Origin of the sequence: Zoogloea oleivorans (assembly GCF_008107625.1) — a bacterium.
In the GTDB taxonomy this organism is placed as follows: domain Bacteria; phylum Pseudomonadota; class Gammaproteobacteria; order Burkholderiales; family Rhodocyclaceae; genus Zoogloea; species Zoogloea oleivorans.
The window spans coordinates 1-18611 of sequence record NZ_SDKK01000009.1 but is presented as its reverse complement, the minus strand read 5'-3'; the positions used below and the strand labels follow the sequence as shown (position 1 = coordinate 18611).

At 63.1% G+C, this 18611-nt stretch carries 12 protein-coding genes; 7 read left to right on the top strand and 5 right to left on the bottom strand.

The genetic code is table 11. The features are described 5' to 3' along the window. Position 1: 1 nt before the first annotated feature. Entirely contained in the window at positions 2 to 241 is a 240-nt protein-coding gene (locus tag ETQ85_RS10655) for a sulfurtransferase TusA family protein (protein WP_148579043.1), read from the bottom strand. A 163-nt stretch (positions 242 to 404) separates the two neighbouring features. Between ETQ85_RS10655 and ETQ85_RS10650 the strand changes: the two genes are divergently transcribed. Further along, the gene (locus ETQ85_RS10650; protein ID WP_148579042.1) at positions 405 to 743 is read left to right on the top strand and encodes a hypothetical protein; all 339 of its coding nucleotides are present in this window, start codon (positions 405 to 407) and stop codon (positions 741 to 743) included. 153 nt (positions 744 to 896) lie between these two features. Next, positions 897 to 1325, top strand: a complete 429-nt coding sequence (locus ETQ85_RS10645) for a hypothetical protein (protein WP_187394671.1) — start codon at positions 897 to 899, stop codon at positions 1323 to 1325. Between the two features lie 13 nt (positions 1326 to 1338). Here the strand turns inward: ETQ85_RS10645 and ETQ85_RS10640 are convergent, their stop codons facing one another. From ETQ85_RS10640 to ETQ85_RS10625, 4 genes are all read right to left on the bottom strand, one after another. Next, positions 1339 to 2901 carry a nitrite reductase gene (locus ETQ85_RS10640; RefSeq protein WP_148579040.1) on the bottom strand — a complete coding sequence of 521 codons (1563 nt, stop codon included), beginning with the start codon at positions 2899 to 2901 and terminating at the stop codon, positions 1339 to 1341. Positions 2902 to 2993: 92 nt separating this feature from the next. Next, a complete protein-coding gene (gene nirJ, locus ETQ85_RS10635; RefSeq protein WP_148579039.1) occupies positions 2994 to 4187 on the bottom strand; it encodes a heme d1 biosynthesis radical SAM protein NirJ in 1194 nt (397 codons plus the stop codon). 91 nt (positions 4188 to 4278) lie between these two features. Continuing rightward, a complete protein-coding gene (locus ETQ85_RS10630) occupies positions 4279 to 4749 on the bottom strand; it encodes a CreA family protein (protein WP_148579038.1) in 471 nt (156 codons plus the stop codon). 57 nt (positions 4750 to 4806) lie between these two features. Beyond that, positions 4807 to 5040, bottom strand: coding sequence for a hypothetical protein (locus tag ETQ85_RS10625; protein WP_148579037.1), 234 nt, complete (start codon positions 5038 to 5040; stop codon positions 4807 to 4809). Positions 5041 to 5088: 48 nt separating this feature from the next. On the opposite strand from ETQ85_RS10625, the gene ETQ85_RS10620 reads away from it, so the two are divergent. From ETQ85_RS10620 to ETQ85_RS10600, 5 genes are read left to right on the top strand one after another with little or no spacing between them, the layout of a single operon-like run. Then, positions 5089 to 6591: a TolC family protein gene (locus tag ETQ85_RS10620; RefSeq protein ID WP_246128733.1), complete on the top strand. Its 1503-nt coding sequence runs from the start codon at positions 5089 to 5091 to the stop codon at positions 6589 to 6591. A gap of 5 nt (positions 6592 to 6596) precedes the next feature. After that, on the top strand, positions 6597 to 7388 hold the full coding sequence (locus ETQ85_RS10615; RefSeq protein ID WP_222862131.1) for an efflux RND transporter periplasmic adaptor subunit: 792 nt from the start codon (positions 6597 to 6599) through the stop codon (positions 7386 to 7388). A 25-nt stretch (positions 7389 to 7413) separates the two neighbouring features. Then, entirely contained in the window at positions 7414 to 14979 is a 7566-nt protein-coding gene (locus ETQ85_RS10610) for a DUF4347 domain-containing protein (RefSeq protein WP_148579035.1), read from the top strand. Continuing rightward, entirely contained in the window at positions 14976 to 16355 is a 1380-nt protein-coding gene (locus tag ETQ85_RS10605) for an efflux RND transporter periplasmic adaptor subunit (protein ID WP_148579034.1), read from the top strand. Before ETQ85_RS10610 ends, ETQ85_RS10605 begins: the two co-directional genes overlap by 4 nt. Then, on the top strand, positions 16355 to 18457 hold the full coding sequence (locus tag ETQ85_RS10600; protein ID WP_148579033.1) for a site-2 protease family protein: 2103 nt from the start codon (positions 16355 to 16357) through the stop codon (positions 18455 to 18457). Before ETQ85_RS10605 ends, ETQ85_RS10600 begins: the two co-directional genes overlap by 1 nt. The last annotated feature ends 154 nt before the right edge of the window (positions 18458 to 18611 follow it).

Here is an 18611-nt window from a genome sequence, read left to right as displayed (position 1 = left end):
CCTAGGCGGCTGCCGCGTGGCGGATGTGGATGACGAATTCGCCATCGCTGTTGGTCTCCGTGCGATGGGTGTAGCCGTTGCGCCGCAGGATGTCGTACAGCGGTGTCGGTTCCCGGTAGATCAGCAGGAGCACTTCGCCGTCCGGCGGCATCGTGTCGAGCGCTTCGAGGGTCAGGTTGAGCGGCTCCGGCGGCATCAAGCCGCGGGCGTCGACAATCACGGGGGTAGGGGCTTCGGACATTTCGGGGCTCGCTGCAGAATGGGTTGGGCACGACAGAGTGGCCCGACCCGGCGGCCTGAACCTTGATGCCGCTCAAGCCATCTTGCCGCCATCGTGTCGGGGATCGCACCCATTCCGGGGAGCCGGATGATAAATTCCGCCCCATGCCAACCGAGATCAAACCGTGAAGGAAGGTTCCGCCCTCCTCGTTGCCCTGCTGCTGGCGGTCGGGATCGCTTATTGGTCCGACCATTACCGGCTGCGTGGCTGGGGTGCCCGGCCGCCGGTCGCCGAGCCTGTCTTCCCGCCCAGCGCCGCCCGTCCGCCCTCGGCACCTGCCGAACACCTGGAGGTGGCAGGCAGTGTCGACGGTGCCGCCAGGGTCGCCCTGTGCGAGGAGTTGCAGGAGGTCATTCTCGGCGTTGATGCCGCCCTGCTGAGCCCCCAGTCTCCGGCGGCCATCGAACAACTGGCCGCGCGGCGGCGGATGTATGTTGAAAAGCGCATGGCGCTTGGCTGCTGAGTCCCGGCAGAGCAGGGGCGTCCGCGCATGAAGGAAGGCTCCGTGCTCCTGGCGGCCCTTTTGCTGACGGGGGCAATCGCCTATTGGTCGGAGCAGTATCGGACACCAACCGCGGGTAATGACCTTCCGCCTCCGGCCGCTCCCGAGCCGGGAGTGGCGCCGCCTCGGCTTCCGGTGCCAGCGTCGGCAGTTCGTCAGCCTGTTTTTGCCGGCCCCGATCAGGCTTACCGTTGCACGGGCGGAGGTAGCCAGACTTTTTCGGATCTGCCCTGTGCTGCCGGTGAGCGCCAGGAGATCATCGATCTGCGCACGCCGCCGCCCGGTACGCCCACGGCCAGTTACGCCGAACAGTATCGCCGTCTGGTTGCCAGCCGGTCGCCGGTTTCATCGGAGGCGGCTCCCCGCTCGGCGACGCCCCGTTCCGACGCCGAATCGGACAAGGATGCCGAATGCCGGGCCTTGATGTACTTGATCGACCAGATCGACGCCCACCTGCGCCAGCCTCAGGGGCCGGCCTACATCGAAATGCAAAAGGCACGCCGCCTGAGTGCCTCCGACAAGCGTTTCAGCCTGGGCTGCTGAACCCGGATTTCGTTCAGTGGCTGGTGCCTTCCGAGCGCTGGATCTTGTTGAACAGGTTGTACTTGCCGATCGGCTTGCTGGCGGGCAGGCGCTTGATTTCCTTGAAGGTGTTGGCATCGAGGAAAATCAGGGCACCGTCCTTTTCCATCAGGCTGGCAATCACGTAGCGGCCGTAGCGGTCGAACTCGACATGGGCGAAGGTCTTGCCCGGTTCAGGGCGGACCTGGGCAACCACCTGCAGGCTCTGCTTGTCGATCACCTGCAGGGTGTCGCGGGCCGTCGGGCTCATCATTGAATCGACCCAGGCGTAGGGGCTTTTCTCGTGGCTGCGCAAAAAGAAGCCGGGGCCGAGGGTCGGGATGCTGGCCACGGTCTGCCAGTTCTGCATGTCGATCACGCTGACCCTGGCGTCTTTCAGGTTGGTGCTGGCGACCACCCGGTGGCCGTCGCGCAGCCATGAAATGCCGGAGCCCAGGTGGGGCATGCCGGGCAGATCGAGGCTGGCGATGGGGCGGCGCACGTCCAGATTGACGACCCGGCCGCGGCCCTCGCGGGAGGCGCCGACCACGTTGTCGTAACTCTGGGTGAAGAAGAAGTCGTCGAGGGGCTCTTCGAGTTCGGTGCGGCGGGGGTTGAGGAAGCCTGGCGTGGCGATGGCTTCGCCCATTTTGTAGTCGTGCACGTAGCCGTCGAAGAAGGGCTTGGCCTGCGGGTCGTAGGACACTTCCCAGATTTCCGGCAGATCCTTGAGGCCGACCACGAAGCTCTTGCGCGGCGCGGCGTCGTACACCGCCGAGATGCGTGAGCCGACATCGCCCTTCAGGTTGCGGCCGTCGATGACCTTGAGCAGCTTCAAATCCGCATCGAAGATCACCAGGTTGCCGGGCAGGTAGTTGGCCACTGCCACGTAGCGCCCGTCGCTCGACACGGCGGCGTTGCGGCTGTTGATGCCGGCGCGCACTTCGGCGACGATTTTCAGGTTCCAGATGTCGAATTTGCTGATCCAGCCATCCCGCGAGGCAAAGAACACGTAGCGGCCGTCCGGCGTGAACTTGGGCCCGCCGTGCAGGGCGTAGCGGGACGGGAAGCGGAAGATGCGCTCCATGCGGTCGCCGTCGAGCACGCTGACGTGGTGATCGCCCGCTTCAACAACGATGAACAGGTTCATCGGATCGGCCTTGGCCACGTCGCCCTGGCGGGCGTCCGGCAGGCTGCCAGCGGGGAAGGGTTCGATGCGGGAGGCACGAATGTCGGCTTCGCTCCAGCTCGGGGCGGGCGTGACCGGCGAGTAAACCCATTCGGCCAGGCTGTCGATGTCGGCGGCGGACAGCACGGCGCCAAAGGCCGGCATCTGGGTGGCGGCGCGGCCATCGCGAATGGTGGCGACGGCGTCCTTGCGTTTGAGGCGTTCGAGGCTGGCTGGCAGCAGCGCCGGGCCCATGGCGCCCAGGCGGCTGGCCCCGTGGCAGCTGGCGCAGTGCTGGGTGAACAGTTCGGGTGCGCCGGCCAAGGCGGGGGCGGCGAAGGCCGTGAGGGCCAGCGCTGCCAAGGCGAGGCCGGGAAAAATTTTGGTCATGGTTTGAATCGTCCTGTGGGTCGGACTTCTGTCCGACAGCCTGCGCCGATCAAGGGGAAGAGTCGGGCTGAAGCCCGACCCACAGCAATGCGTCAGGCCGCCGGGGCAAGGCGCACCCACGGTTTCACTTCCAGCCGGTCGCCGTCGGCCACGCCGATTTCGGCGTTGGTCAGGTAGCAACCCGGGTCTTCCTGCCAGGGGTCGTTGGTGAGCTGCTGGGCGCGCACGCGGGTGTTGCCGTTGCACATGGCCAGGTGGCGGCATTCGGCGCAGCGGCCTTTCACGGGGCGCGGCGATTGCTTGAGGCCGGCCATGAGCGGGTCGGACAGATCCGTCCAGATCTCCGAGAAGGCCCGTTCGCGCACGTTGCCGAGGGTGTGATGCCACCACATGGTGTCCGGGTGCACGTTGCCCAGGTTGTCGATGTTGGCGACGTTGACGCCGCTGGAGTTGCCACCCCACTGGCGCAGCTTGGCTTCGATGTGGGCCGCCCGGTTGGGGAATCGGCGCTGCACCCATTGCAGGAAGAAGGGGCCGTCGGCGTCGTTGTTGCCGGTGGTGAAATCCTTGTCGAGCCCGCGCTGCTCGCAATCCCAGGCGGTTTCGAAAAGCAGTTCCATCGCGTCGCGGGTGAGGATGTGGTGGGCGTCGTCGGCGCGGTTCTTGTTGCCGCGGCCGGCATAGTTGAGGTGCGAAAAATAGAAGCGGTCGATGCCTTCGTCTTCGACCAGTTGCAGCACGCCGGGCAGGTCGGCGGCGTTGTCCTGGGTCATGGTGTAGCGCACGCCCACTTTTACGCCGAGTTCGCGGCACAGGCGCAGGCCGGCCAGGGAGCGGTCGAAGGCGCCGTCGAGGCGGCGAAACTTGTCGTGGGTGTCACGAATGCCGTCAATGCTGACGCCGACGTAATCGAAGTCGGCAGCGGCGATGGCGTCGATGTTCGACTTGTCGATCAGCGTGCCATTGGACGACAGGCCGACGTAGAAGCCCATTTTCTTGGCGCGGCTGGCAATCTCGAAGATGTCGGGGCGCAGAAGCGGCTCGCCGCCGGAAAGGATCAGCACCGGCACGCGGAAGCCCTTCAGGTCGTCCATCACCGTGAAAACTTCGTCGGTACCCAGCTCGCCGGCAAAGTCCTTGTCGGCGGAGATCGAATAGCAGTGCTTGCAGGTCAGGTTGCAGCGCCGGATCAGGTTCCAGATCACCACCGGCCCGGGCGGATGGCGGCGCGGGCCAAGAGGCGTGGGGGCGGCGATTTCACGGATGTAGCTGGAGATGCGGAACATGGCCTGACCTTCAGAAGGGTTTGGGACGATTGTCGCTGCCGCGTGCCTCATGCGGCCTTGACGGGTATCAACCTGACTGGCATGGCCTGCCTTATCTGCTGCCCCACGGCATCACCGGTACGGTGGATATGCTGTTGGCCGGCGCGCCGTCGATGAGCTTGCGGCTGATCGCCACATAAACCAGCGTGTTGTTGGCCTTGTCCCACAGGCGCACGACGCGGGTTTCCTTGAACAGCACCGAGGTGTCTTCGCTGAATACCGTGTCGCTTTCCGGCAGCTTGGCCGGCAGGGTGATCGGCCCGGTTTGCCGGCAGGCCAGGGAGAACTGGGACGGATCCTGCGCCAGCCCGAGGCTCCCCGATACGCCACCGGTGCGGGCCTGGCTGACGTGGCAGGTGACGCCGGGCACCTTCGCGTCGTGGAAGGCTTCGACGCAGACCTTGTGATTGGCGCCGACCAGTTTCCACGCAGTGGTGACGCAGCCGACAGTGTCGGCATGGGTGAGGCCGGGCAGGCTGGCCGCCAGGGCGGCGAGCTGCAAAAGGGCGGATCTGGTTTTCATCGGATTTTTCCTTGTATGCAGATGATCAGACGTTACCTCAAAAAAACTCAAGAACAGTCAATTCGAGTCGATAGCAATTTTCGGGAAAATGCGATTTTTATCAAAAACATGCCTTGCCGCTTGCGTGGGAAACGCCCGCAAGTCGATGGAAGCACCTTTTTGTCCTGGCGAGGCCGGTGATGTGTTCCAGGCCATGACTGCATAGCCCCCCGGATCGGCAAAGACTGGGGATTCAAGACTTTTGATGCTGACGCGCTCAACGCCCAGCCCTCTGCCAACATGAAAAATCAATCCAGAACTCACTCTCCCGTCTATTTTCCGGCCAGGAAACTCCTTGCCTTGGCCGTTGCACTGGGCCTGACGGGGTGTGCCTCGCTGCAGCCCGAGGCGCTCAAGCCGGCGGATATTCTTGCCAGCACCCAGGCTGACAAGGCTGTCCTGAACCACAATGTCGAACCCCTGGGCAGTGCGCTCAGCCTCGAAGAGGCCATCGCCCGGGCCATCAAGTACAACGCCGATCGTCGTCTCAAGGCCATGGAAGAGGCCGTGGCCCATGGCACCTTTGAAGCCGGCAACTTCGACATGTTGCCGAAACTGGTTGCCTCGGCCGGTTATCGTTACCGCAACAATGATCTGATCAGCCGTAGTCAGGATTCGGTCACCGGTCAGCCCTCGCTGGCCAACCCATACATTTCTTCCAGTCGCGAGGCGCTGACGACAGATCTGGGCTTTTCCTGGAGCCTGCTCGATTTTGGCCAGAGTTACTATGCCGCCAAGCAAAATGCCGATCGGGTGCTGGTGGCCACCGAGCGGCGGCGCAAGGCCCTGCACAACCTGATCCAGGATGTGCGCACCGCCTACTGGCGCGTGGTTGCCGCCGAAAAGCTGGGAGGCAGCTTGCGCAGCACGCTCCAGGATGCCGAAGGGGCTCTGAAGAACTCCCGCCAGGCCGAAGCCGAACAAATCCGCCCACCCCTCGAGCCCCTGCGCTATCAGCGTCAGTTGCTGGAGAACATCCGGCTCCTGGAGGTCATCGAGCAGGAGTTGTCCACCGCTCGCGTTGAACTGGCTTCTCTCACCAATTTGCCCCTGTCCCAACCTTTCAAGATTGTCGAGCCGGTCAGTGCCGTCCAGTCAGCCTGGCTGAATGTGCCGGTCGAGAACATGGAGGCGCACGCCCTCATGCTCAATCCCGACTTGCGGGAGAGCATGTACAACGCGCGCATCGCCCAGCAGGAAACCCGTCGGGCCCTGCTGCGGCTGTTTCCGGGGATTTCCTTCAACTACGCGCTCAAGAACAGCAACGACTCCTTCCTGATCAACCAGTCGTGGAATGAGGCCGGCGCCCAGATTTCCTTCAACCTGCTGGGGCTCCTCGCTGCTCCGGCGCAAATGCGCCTCGCCGATGCGGGTGTTGCCCTGGCCGATCAGAAGCGCATTTCTACCCAGATGGCGGTGCTCACGCAGCTGCACATTGCGCGCCTGCAGTACGCCAATGCGAGCCGTCAATTCGAACGGGCCGACGCCATTGCCGATGTGGACACCCGCATCGCCGAGCACATCGTCAATCAGGAAAAGGCCGAGAAGCAGACCAAGCTGGAGCGGGTCTCCCAGCAGACTGCCTCCATCCTTTCCGTGCTGCGTCGCTACCAGGCGCTCTCCAACGCCCAGGCAGCGGCCTCACGGCTGCAGGCTACCCTCGGGCTGGAACCCCTGATCGAAGGCAGTGACCGCATGCCCCTCAAGGATCTCAGCGCCGCCGTCGCCCAATCGCTGCAGAGCTGGGAGGCGGGCAAGCTTCCGCCCTTGCCTGAAGCCGATACGGCCTCGGCCAAGGAATAAGCGGCATGACACCGCAAACCTTTCAGGGCCTGATGGTTGTGCTCGCTGTCCTGGCGTCGTCCCTGGCCGTCGCCGCTCCAGGCACCGCGGCGGCGCCTTTGGCTCCGCCAACTGCCAGCGCCCTCGACAAGCGGGAGATCCGCGCCCAGTTGTCGCCCCGGCGTTACACCACCCTGGCCGCCGAAATCGGCGCCAAGGTCAGCCGGCTGCCGGTTTCGGAAGGCAGCGCCTTCAAGCAGGGGCAAAGCCTGATCCAGTTCGACTGCTCCTTGCAGCAAGCCCAGATCAACAAGGCCCGGGCAGCCCTGGGCGCAGCCGACAAGACCTGGCAAGCCAACAAGCGGCTGGCCGAGCTCAACTCGGTCGGCAAGGTGGAGCTGGAAATCTCGGAAGCCGAAGTCATGAAGGCGCGGGCCGAGGTTGCCGCCAATAGTGCGGTGCTGGGCAAGTGCAATGTGGCGGCGCCCTACGCCGGGCGTATTGCCGAGCAAAAGGTGCGCGAGCAGCAATACGTGCAACCCGGCCAGGCCGTGCTCGAAATCATCGACGATTCGGTGCTCGAGCTGGAATTCATCGTGCCCTCCAAGTGGCTGGCCTGGATCAAGACCGGCTCAGCCCTGCAAGTCCGTATCGACGAGACGGGCAAGACCTATCCGGCCAAAGTGCAGCGGATCGGCGCACGGGTGGATCCGGTCAGCCAGTCCATCAAGCTCAACGCCGTGATCGACGGCAAATTTACTGAACTCATTGCAGGCATGAGCGGCAAGGTGCTGATGGCACCGTCGGCTGGCCAGTAATTCATCCCCCGCTGGGAGCGTCACCATGAATCGTTTGTACCGCACTGTCTGGAATGAAGTTACCCGCACCTTTGTGGCTGTTGCCGAGTGTGTGCGCAGCAAGGGTAAGTCTGCTTCCAGCCGTAGCGCCGAAGGCAGCGAGGCGACCCTGCTGGCGGGGAGTCTCATGGTGAGTGGAGAACGCGCGGCCAGCCCCCTGCCGAGCCGGCGCAAGCTCGCGCTGCACGGCATTCGGCCCCTGGCGCTGGAGCAGCGCTTCATGTTTGACGGGGCGGCCGTGACTGCGGTGGCCGATGTATCTCATGTACTTGAATCGGGTGACGCCAGTCCCCACGCAGATGCCGTCAACCTGCAGCCCCTCGCTCTGGCCACACCGCCAGCCGGTAGCGTGCGCACTGAAATCGTGTTCATCGAAAGTAACGTCGTTGACTACCAGACCTTGCTGGCAGGGCTGAAGCCGGGGGCGGAAGTTCATGTCCTCGACTCGACCCGGGACGGTCTGGACCAGATGGTACAAATACTCAATGGGCGCAGCGGCATTGATGCCATTCACATCTTCTCTCATGGTTCCGAGGCTTCGCTGCACTTGGGGACGCTTAATTTAACGGCGCAAAATCTGGATGACCACAGCAGCGAACTGGCGGCTATTGGCCGCACGCTCGATGTGAATGCAGATATTTTGTTGTACGGCTGCGATGTGGCAGAAGGATCGGACGGTGCGGCCTTCATCGCGGCATTGGCACAGACGACTGAGGCTGATATAGCGGCCTCCACTGACACCACCGGTGCCCGTATTTACGGTGGTGACTGGGTTCTTGAAGGACAGACCGGAAGCATAGAGACCGTCCTGCCTGTTACAACGGAAGCGATTGAAGGCTACCAGTACACCCTCGCGGTGTTCGACTTTGAAAGCGGCGTTGGCTCCGGCACTGGCACCGTCAGCCAAACAGTGAGCGGCGTAACGGTTTCTGCCACAACCAGTGATACGTCGCTGGGCACATGGAATACAGGCAGTGACACCGTCCTCTATTCCTCCACCAATGGAAATGCCTACCTTCAATTCACGTTCAATCAGGCGGTGGATGTTTCGAGTTTTCTGGTGGGTTTTTCGGCAAATACGGGACCGGTCAGCAGCTTCAGCATACAAGGCTTCAACGGTGCCACAACCTATACCTATGACGTCAATCCCACTTACAGTAACCTTAACAACGGAAGTGGCCTGCCCATTTATTCGGTCAACTTGTCTGGCACGAATGACTGGGGAATGGTCACATCAATCAAGGTAACTGCCCTTGGTGGCGGTTCCGTTACCTTCGTGGCGGATGACATTGTTTTTACCCCGCCCCCGCAGCCCCCTGCGATTACCTCCGCCACTTACGACGCCAGCACCAACTCTCTCGTGCTTACCGGCACGGGCTTGCTTGCCACGACAGGTGCAACCAACGATATCAATGTCAGCAAGCTGACGCTTACCGGACAGGGAGGCGCAACCTATGCCCTGACCTCGTCGAATGTTGAGATCACTTCGGCGACGTCCTTTACCGTGGCGCTGAATGCCACTGACCAGGTCAATGTGGAAGGTTTGCTGAACAAGAACGGTACCTCGTCGGTTGGCGGCACGACTTTCAATATTGCGGCGGCTGCCGACTGGAATCCGGCCACCGCCGGGAGCGCCGACCTGACGGGCAATGGCGTTACCGTCAGCAATGTACAGACACCGACCATTACATCTTCCACCTACGATGCCAGCACGGGGTCTCTGGTGGTGACCGGCACCAATCTGGTGGCGGCCAGCGGGGCGGCCAACGATATTACCGCCAATAAATTCACGCTGACCGGCGAAGGCGGTGCAACTCATACGCTGACCAACACCGCGAATGTCGAGATTAGTTCCGGCACCGGTTTTACCCTGACGTTGAGCGCTACCGACAAGGCGGCGATCAACCAGATGCTGAACAAGAACGGCACCTCCACGACGGGCGGCACGACGTATAACCTCGCCGTCGCCGATGACTGGAACACCGTTATCGGCAACACCAGTATTGCCGATGCCACCGGCAATGGCATCACCACCAGCAATGTGGCAGTTCCGGCGATCACCTCATCGACCTACAACGCCAGCACCGGCGTACTGGCCGTGACCGGCACCGGCTTTCTGAAGCTGAGCGGTGCCACCAACGACATCGTCGCCAATAAACTCACCTTCACCGGCGAAGGCGGATCGACCTACACGCTGACGGATACCGCCAATGTGGAAATCACTTCCGGCACGGCCTTCAGCCTGACCTTGAGTGCCACCGACAGGGCGGCGATCAACCAGATCATCAACAAAAACGGGACCAGCTCGACCGGTGCGACGACCTACAACCTGGCCGCTGCGGAGGATTGGGCTGCAGGTGCCGCTGCGGGTGTCACCGACGTCGATGCAAGCGGTAACGGTATCACTGCCAGCAACGTGGCGGTTCCGACCATTACGTCCGCCACCTACAACGCAGTCACCGGCGTGCTGGTGGTGACCGGCACGGACTTCGTGATCAAGTCCGGTAGCCCCAACGATATCGACGTCACCAAGCTCACACTCAGCGGCGACAGCACGGCTTACACGCTGACCGGCGACACCTCCAATGTCGAGATCACCAGCTCCACCAGCTTCACGGTAACGCTGGGCGTGACAGACAGGGCGGCTGTCGCTACCCGGCTGACCAACAACGGCACCAGCTCGACCGGCAGCGTCACCTACAACCTGGAGGCTGCAGAGGACTGGGCCACCGGGGCCGATGCGGCGGTGACCGTCGCCGACCTGACCGGCAACGGCATTACCGTGGCGGGCGCCAATGCGCCGCCGGTCATCACCGCTCTGTCCGGCGACAGTGTCGCCTGGGCGGGGGTTGGCAACACGGTGGCGCTGGATGGCGGTACGGCCCTTTCCGTCACTGACACGGAAAACGACGCGACCAACTGGAACGGCGCGACCTTGACGGTGAGTCGCGTTACCGATGGCAGCGCGGATGCGTCCGCCAACGATCTGTTCAGCTTCAGTGCATCCGGTTTCACGGTCAGTGGCGCGAACCTGCAAGCGGGCGGGCAGACTTTTGCCACCTTCACGAACACGGGTGGCACCCTGACCATCAGCTTTGCCAACGGAGGTGCCGACGCCACCCAGGCACTGGTGCAGTCGGTGATGCAGGGCATCCTGTATCGCAACGACACGCCCTATGGCGATGCGACGATCCGCTTTGCCCTGAGCGACGGGAGCAGCACCACTCATGCCGACGTCACCGTTACCAGTTCGACGATCGTCGTCGATCAGAGCAACGACGACAGCGGCAACGATGCGGCTGACGGCTTCTCGCTGCGGGAAGCCCTGGTGCGCGGCGCTGCGCAGGGGGGCGCCGACACCGTCAGTGTGGTGCTGAGTGACAACGCCACCATTACGCTGGGCAGCACTGCCACAGTGGGCAGCGGCGATATCCTGAACCTTGGTGGGGCCAATGGATTAAGCATTGCCGGCAGCACCCTCATCGTGGGTGGTGATCTGAATGTCACTAACGGCAGCGGCAACACGGCAACCATCGGCAGCGAGCTTGCCGGAGCCGGCAGCCTGAGCAAGAGCGGGCTGGGTACGCTGACCCTGTCGGGTGCCAACACCTACACGGGAAACACCTCGGTGACCGCCGGCACATTGAGTATCGCCGCCGACGGCAATCTCGGCAGCGGGGCCGTGACGCTGAATGGCGGCGACCTGACGATCACCGGCAGCGGCGTCACCATCGACAACGCTATTGCGCTGTCGGCCGACTCCCGCATCACCAACGCCAGCGCAGTCACCCTGGCGGGACAGATTTCCGGTTCGTCTGCGCTGACCAAGGCCGGTGCCGGCAACCTGACGCTGGACAATACGAACAACTCCGGCGCAGCTGCGACTTTGACGGTCACGGGTGGGACGGTGAAGGCAAGTTCCGATTCGCGAATGGTCGGCGGCGCCATCACGCTGGACAGCGGTGCTTTGGAGAATGGCGGGAGCACTTTCACCATGGACAACGCCATCGTGCTGGGCGTTGGCGGCGGCACGATCAACGTCAATAACGTCAGCCAGACCCTGACGCTGTCCGGTGTGATTTCCGGCGTCGGGGCGCTGACCAAGATCAATGGTGGCAACCTGACCCTGTCGGGGGCCAACACCTATTCTGGTGGCACGGACATCCGTGGCGCCAACGGTGTATCGATCAGCAGCGGCAGCAACCTGGGAACCGGTACGGCGACGCTGGCAGGCGGCAGTATGTTGACGATCACCGGCAGCGGCGTGACGGTTTCCAACGCCATCGCGATCGCCGACGACGCCACGATCTTCAACGGCAGCGCCGTCACCTTGTCGGGCGTGTTGTCGGGGACGGGGGCGCTGAGCAAGGCGGGGGACGGGACACTGACGCTGTCCGGGACCAACACCCATTCCGGCGCCATCAACCTGTCGGCCGGCAATCTGAGCGTGATCGGCGGCGCCAGCATCGGCGACACAAGCGCGGTGACGGTATCCAGCGGAACCACCCTGACCCTGGGCGGAGGGGGCGAAACCATCGGCTCACTGAGCGGTGCCGGCAGCGTTGCGTTGGGAAACTATCGGCTGACGACCGGGGTTGACAACACCTCGACCATCTTCTCGGGTGTCATCTCCGGCGCCAACAGTGGTCTGACCAAAGCCGGTAGCGGTACGCTGACCCTCACCGGGAACAATACCTATACCGGTGCCACCATCGTCTCGGCGGGCGGGCTGACGCTGAATCGGAGTGGCGGGGCTGTGGCCGACACGACCGCCGTCACGGTCGCTGCCGGCGCAACGCTCACGTTGTCGCAGGCCGAGGCCATCGGCTCGCTGGCCGGAGCGGGTACGCTGGCTCTCGGAGCCAATACGCTGACGGCCGGCGGTAACAGTAGCTCCACCGAGTTTTCGGGGGTGATTGGTGGTACCGGTGGGGTGACCAAGGCCGGCAGCGGGACGCTGACCCTGTCGGGCAACAGCACTTACAGCGGTGTCACGAGTGTGTCGGCCGGAACCTTGTCCGTTACCGGCGTGTTATCTGCCACCTCAAGTCTTGGTGTGTCCTCGGGCGCCACGCTGGCCGGCACGGGCACGGTGGCCGGGGCAGTGACCGTTCAGGCCGGTGGCACCCTGGCTCCTGGCATTAGCGGCCCCGGCAGGATCACCCTGGGTGGCGGCCTCACCGTCGCCGAGGGCGGCCTGTCCATGGAGATCAACGGCACCACTGCAGGGACGGACTACGACCAGATTGCCGTAACCGGGGCAGTGGACATCAACATGCTCGGCGATGGCTCTACCCTGGCGGCCACGCTGGGTGGCGGCTATACGCCGATCAGCGGCGACAGCTTCATCCTCATCGACAATGATGGCCTTGATGCTGTCAGCGGCAGTTTCAACGGTCTCGCCGAGGGCTTCACTGCCACGATTGACGGGCATCCCGTCACGATCAGCTATGCCGGCAGTACCGGTAACGATCTTGTGCTGACCCGCGCCAACAACGCACCGGTGCTGGCCGACACGCTGCTGAGCCTGACGGCGATGCCGGAAGATGCGGCAGCCCCGGGGAACGGTGTGACCCTCGGTGTGGGGCAGGGGGCGACCCTCGTCTCTTCGCTGGTCGGTGGTGTGACCGATGGCGACGCCCACGTGGGCATTGCGATCAGCGCTGTCAGCGCCCAGGGGACGCTTCATTACTCCATCGACGGCGGTGCCACCTGGCGTGCGGCTCCCGTCGTGTCGGCGGGCAGCGCCCTGTTGCTGGCCGATACCGCGCTGATCTATTTTCAGCCGAATGCCGATGTGAGCGGCCTTCTCACCGATGTCATCAGCTTCCGTGCCTGGGACCAGAGCAATGGCAGCAATGGTGGTAGCGCCGACACGACAATCAATGGCGGCACCACGGCCTTCTCTACCGCTACTGATGGGGCCGACGTCCGCGTGACGGCCGGCAACGATGTCCCTGTCGGTAGCGTGACGATCGTCGGTACTGCCGCCGAAGGCGAGACCCTTGCGGTCAGCGACACCCTGACCGATGCGGATGGCCTGGGCGCTATCACCTACACGTGGAAGGACGGTGACGGCAATACGCTTGGCACGGGCGTCAGTCTGGCGGTGAGCCCTTCACTGATCGGCAAGACGATTACCGTCACGGCCAGCTATACCGACGCACAAGGCACGCCGGAGAGCGTGACGTCCGCTGCCACCGCTGCCGTGGCTAACGTCAACGAGGCCCCTGTCGGCAGCGTAACGATCGTCGGTACTGCCGCCGAAGGCGAGACCCTTGCGGTCAGCGACACCCTGACCGATGCGGATGGCCTGGGCGCTATCACCTACACGTGGAAGGACGGTGACGGCAATACGCTTGGCACGGGTGTCAGCCTGGTGGTGAGCCCTGCTCTGATCGGCAAGACAATTGCCGTCACGGCCAGCTATACCGACGCACAAGGCACGCCGGAGAGCGTGACGTCCGCCACCACCGGTGCTGTAGCTAACGTCAACGATGCTCCCGCTGGCAGCGTGATCATCAGCGGTATTGCGACTCAGGGCGCGACCCTCATGGCCAGCGATACACTGGCCGACGCCGATGGTCTGGGACCGGTTTCCTACCAGTGGCAAGTCTCTGATGCCGAGGAAGGCTGGATTGCAATTCCCGGTGCCACCGGTGCACAACTGCAAATCGATTCGACATTGGTGGGCAAGGCGTTGCGGGTTGTAGCCGTGTATGTCGATGGCTATGGCACGCCGGAAAGGGGGGTGAGTGAAGCAACGTCAGTGGTGACTGGCGTGCCGCTCCCCGTTCAGCCGGAGGTGCAGCCCAAACCATCAGTACCGCCCGAATCCGCCCCGGCACCCGTGAGTAATCCGCCGCAGATACTGGCCCCTGTGGCGGAATTCCTGCCCCCGGCGTCGATCCTCGGTTTGCCCGCAGGTGGAGCCCGAGACGTGCAGGCCCCGACCCCGATCCCGTCCGTGACGACTCCCGTCCCCGTGGTGGAACGCTTCAGCGCCCGCTCGGAATCGTCGACCACTGTGGCCGGAGGGCTGACCCAGGCGGTCATTCCCGGTGGTTTTCAGGTCATTGTGGCCCCCCATCTTCCCGGGTCACCGGATGCCCTTCTGGTTGGCCGCGGCATGACGAACCAGGTTCTGGGAGATGCCCGCCAGGTGCAAATCATCATTCCCGTCGATGCCTTCACGCACACCAACCCGAATGCCACCGTGCAGGTCGGTATCAGTCAGGTGGATGGTCAGCCTTTGCCCAGTTGGGTGTCCTTTGATCCGCGCACCGGCAAGATCGACGTGCAGGCGCCACCGGGATTTGAGGGGGAACTGTTCATCAAGGTGACGGCGCGCGACAGCGAAGGCCGGCAAGCGGTCACCACCTTCCGGATCGTGGTGGGCAAGCGGGACGTCCAAAGCCAGACTCTCCAGGTTCCTGCCGGACGGGCAGGTCTGAGCGAGCAGTTGCGCATGGCTAGCCGTCCCCTGGGTGTATCCGAACGGCTGGCCGCCTTGTCCCGTGGCGCCCAGGCGGCTCTACGCAATCAGGCATGAGCATCATCGATACCTCACCTGAATCGGCCAATCCACTCCTCAGTCTCATTGATCTCGGTCACCGCGCCCGCGCGGCGGCCGGGCTTGATGAGCTGGCTTTTCTGCTGGTCAACGACACGCGCCTGCTGGTGCCCTACCGGCAGTCTGTCCTGTGGTTCGAGCAGGGCGGCGTGAGGACCCTGTCAGGCGTACTGCAACCCGAAGAGAATGCGCCCTATGCGCAATGGCTGAGCCGGGTCTGCCGGGAGCTGTCCAGGAGCGAAATCCTGTCGTCCCGTCGGGTTGGCCCGGCTGATCTGAGCCCGGAAGTGGCGGCCGAATGGTCGGAATGGTTCCCTGCCGAGGCCCTGTGGATACCCATCGCGGTCAGCGCCGAGCACCCGGGTAGCTGCCCGGGGGGGTTGCTGCTTGCCGGGGAGATCCATTTCGGCGATGACAGCCTGATCTTGCTGGGGGAATGGCTGGATAGCTGGCGCCATGCCTGGCTGGCCCGCGTCAAGCCGTCGGGCTGGTCCTTTTCGCTGATGGGCGAGAAAGGGGCGGGCCGCTCTTCGCAAGGCAAATGGTGGCAGCGCCGTTCGAGTCGGATCGGCCTGGGAATACTTCTGCTGCTCATGTTTCCGGTGCGCCTGACGGTTCTGGCTCCGGGAGAGCTGGTTCCTGCCAATCCCGCGGTGATTCGCGCGCCGATGGATGGCGTGATAGGGCAGTTCCATGTGCAGCCGAATGAGACGGTGAAGGCCGGGCAAATCCTTTTCAGCTTCGATGAGGCGCCTATGGGCAGCCGCCTGCAGGTAGCCCGACAAACCCTGGAGACGGCAGAGGTCGAATACCGGCAGCTTGCCCAGATGGCGGTTTCGGACGCCAAGTCGAAGGGGCAGCTGGCCGGCTTGATCGGCAAGATCGGTGAGAAGCGGGCTGAGGCTGAATTTCTCGGCAGCCAGTTTGAACGTTCCAAAGTCCTGGCCCCCCAGGATGGCGTGGTTATCTTCGATGATCCTTCCGAATGGATCGGTCGTCCCGTCCAGACCGGAGAACGGGTCATGCGGATCGCCCATCCCAACGAGGTCGAGATTGAAGCCTGGCTCTCGATCGGCGACGCCATTCCGCTGGACGATGGTGCCGTTGTCAGTCTGTATCTGGCTGCGAGCCCCTTTTCGGCGGTCTCCGGTCAGCTGCGCTATATCAGCCATGAGGCTGTGCCGCGTCCCGATGGCAGTTACGCCTATCGGGCCCGGGCGAGATTGGGGGATACCGCCGCCGGGCCGCGCATCGGTCTGAAGGGCACCGCCAAGTTCCACGGGGACTGGGCGCCACTCGGCTACTGGGTTCTGCGCCGTCCCCTCGCCAGCATTCGGCAATTCCTGGCGATTTGATGAACCAGTACCTTCCCCCGCTTCGAGAAGAGATTGCGTTGTTGCCCGGGCCCCGGCTGCCCGATGGACAGCCGACCTGGACACTCCATGATCCGGTACGCAACCTCTTCTATCAGTTGGACTGGCCCAGCTTTGAAATCCTGAGCCACTGGCGCCTGGATGACCCCTTGCGCATCGTTGATGCCGTTACCCAGGAAACGACCCTCCACATTACTCTGGAAGATGTCGGCGGGATGCTGCAGTTCCTGCAAGCAAACCAGCTTCTGCAGACGGCCCCCGGTTGTGCGGCACAACTGGCCGAGATGCTCAAACTACGGCGCGGCAGCACGACCCGCTGGCTGTTGCACAACTATCTGTTTTTCCGGATACCGCTGATCAAGCCGGATCGCTGGCTGTCCCGCTGGCACACACACCTGGATTTCTTCTTCAGCCGGACCTTCCTGCATCTGACCCTGATGGCTGCAGTCGCCGGTGTGGTCAGTGTCTATCGGGAATGGGAGCCGTTTTCGGCAACCCTGGTGGATATGCTGAGCTGGGAAGGCGTGGTGGCCTATGGCCTGACGATCGCCGGCGTCAAAACGCTGCATGAGTTGGGGCATGGCGTCACGGCAAAACGCTATGGCTGCCGGGTTCCCACCATGGGTCTGGCCTTTCTCGTACTGTGGCCGGTGGCCTACACGGACACCAACGAAGTCTGGAAGCTGACTCGCCGCGATCAGCGACTGCATGTGGCAGCCGCCGGGATTGTCACGGAACTGACCATCGCCATCTGGGCCACTCTGGCCTGGGCCTGGCTTCCGGACGGCGGGCCCAAGTCCATCGCATTCTTGCTATCGACCACCACCTGGGTTTCCACCATCGTCATCAACGCCAGCCCCTTCATGCGTTTTGACGGCTATTTTCTCGTTGCAGATTATTTTCAACTCCCCAACCTGCATGCCCGGGCCTTTGCCATCGCACGGTGGGATTTGCGGGAGAGGCTCTTCGCGCTGGGCGAGCCCGCTCCGGAGCATTTCCCGAAGCGCAAGCAGCGGTGGCTCATCTTGTTTGCGTGGGCAACCTGGCTCTATCGTCTGACCCTGTTTTTGGGCATTGCGGTGCTGGTTTACCAGTTCTTCATCAAGGCCGTGGGAATTGGGCTGTTTCTGGTCGAGATCGTCTGGTTTGTGTTCTTGCCCATCTGGACCGAAATCAGGGCCTGGCGGGATCGCTGGCCCGCCATTCGACAGAGTCGTCGTGCCCGCCACAGCGCCTGGATGGGGGCTTTGCTCTTCACCCTGTTCGTCGTGCCCTGGCCCACACGGATCACCACCAGTGGCCTGTTGCAGCCCCGGGATCAATTCGTGATCTACGCCCCTGAGCACGCCCGGATCGCCACGCTGCCGGTTGCCAACGGTGTTGCCGTGGCTTCCGGTGCCGTGCTTCTGGAAATGAGCTCGCCGAATCTGCAGGCCCGCAGTGACCAGAGCGAAGCGCGTCGGGAGCGACTCTCCCTGCAATCCGCCTCTGCCGGATTCGACCCGGAAACGCGCAAGGACTGGCAGGTGCTGAATGAACAGTTGCTCACTGCACAGGCCGAGGAAAGCACCATCTCTGCAGATACGGCCCGCTATGCACCGACTGCGCCTTATGAGGGTGTCCTGAGGGACCTGAATCCGGATATCCAGGTCGGCGACTGGGTGGGTAACCACGAAGTGCTGGGCCGACTGATCAGCAAAGGCCCCCGGCAGGTTGTTACCTATGTGGACGGCGAGGATATCCAGCGTATTGCCGTCGGGGATCGAGCCCTCTTCATCAGTGACAGTCTAGAGGGCCCCACAGTGCGGCTGGAAGTAACAGGCATCGACCGGGATGCCTCCCGTACCTTGACTGAACCGGAACTGGCCACCCTGTTTGGAGGGCACATACAGGTTCGGGAGAAGAATGGAGTCTTGCATCCAGAGAGAACGGTTTACAGGGTGTCGCTCAAAATCCACTCGGAGGGAAGTTCCAGGCAGCACAGCTGGCGGGGCAAAGTAACCATTGCCGGCAACTGGGAGGCGCCGGGGCTGCGCTTCCTGCGCAGTGTTGCGAGTGTGATGTGGCGGGAGTTCGGGTTCTAGTCGCAATTTATTTTCGCAATGATGTTGACGGAGTTTGATTGTTATATATAATGCGGCCTCTTCGTTGCAGCGTTGCCGGAAACGAAACGCGGACGGGGTGGTGAAGTGGTGGTGTTTCAGCGGTGCTGCAGAGGGTCGCAGTGCTGGCGTTTCA

What these genes read in the sequence shown, in the direction of transcription:
- ETQ85_RS10600 (WP_148579033.1), top strand. Translation starts at nt 16,355, where the DNA reads ATGAACCAGTACCTTCCCCCGCTTCGAGAAGAGATTGCGTTGTTGCCC.
- ETQ85_RS10655 (WP_148579043.1), bottom strand. Translation starts at nt 241, where the DNA reads ATGTCCGAAGCCCCTACCCCCGTGATTGTCGACGCCCGCGGCTTGATG.
- nirJ (WP_148579039.1), bottom strand. Translation starts at nt 4,187, where the DNA reads ATGTTCCGCATCTCCAGCTACATCCGTGAAATCGCCGCCCCCACGCCT.
- ETQ85_RS10610 (WP_148579035.1), top strand. Translation starts at nt 7,414, where the DNA reads ATGAATCGTTTGTACCGCACTGTCTGGAATGAAGTTACCCGCACCTTT.
- ETQ85_RS10605 (WP_148579034.1), top strand. Translation starts at nt 14,976, where the DNA reads ATGAGCATCATCGATACCTCACCTGAATCGGCCAATCCACTCCTCAGT.
- ETQ85_RS10615 (WP_222862131.1), top strand. Translation starts at nt 6,597, where the DNA reads ATGACACCGCAAACCTTTCAGGGCCTGATGGTTGTGCTCGCTGTCCTG.
- ETQ85_RS10630 (WP_148579038.1), bottom strand. Translation starts at nt 4,749, where the DNA reads ATGAAAACCAGATCCGCCCTTTTGCAGCTCGCCGCCCTGGCGGCCAGC.
- ETQ85_RS10640 (WP_148579040.1), bottom strand. Translation starts at nt 2,901, where the DNA reads ATGACCAAAATTTTTCCCGGCCTCGCCTTGGCAGCGCTGGCCCTCACG.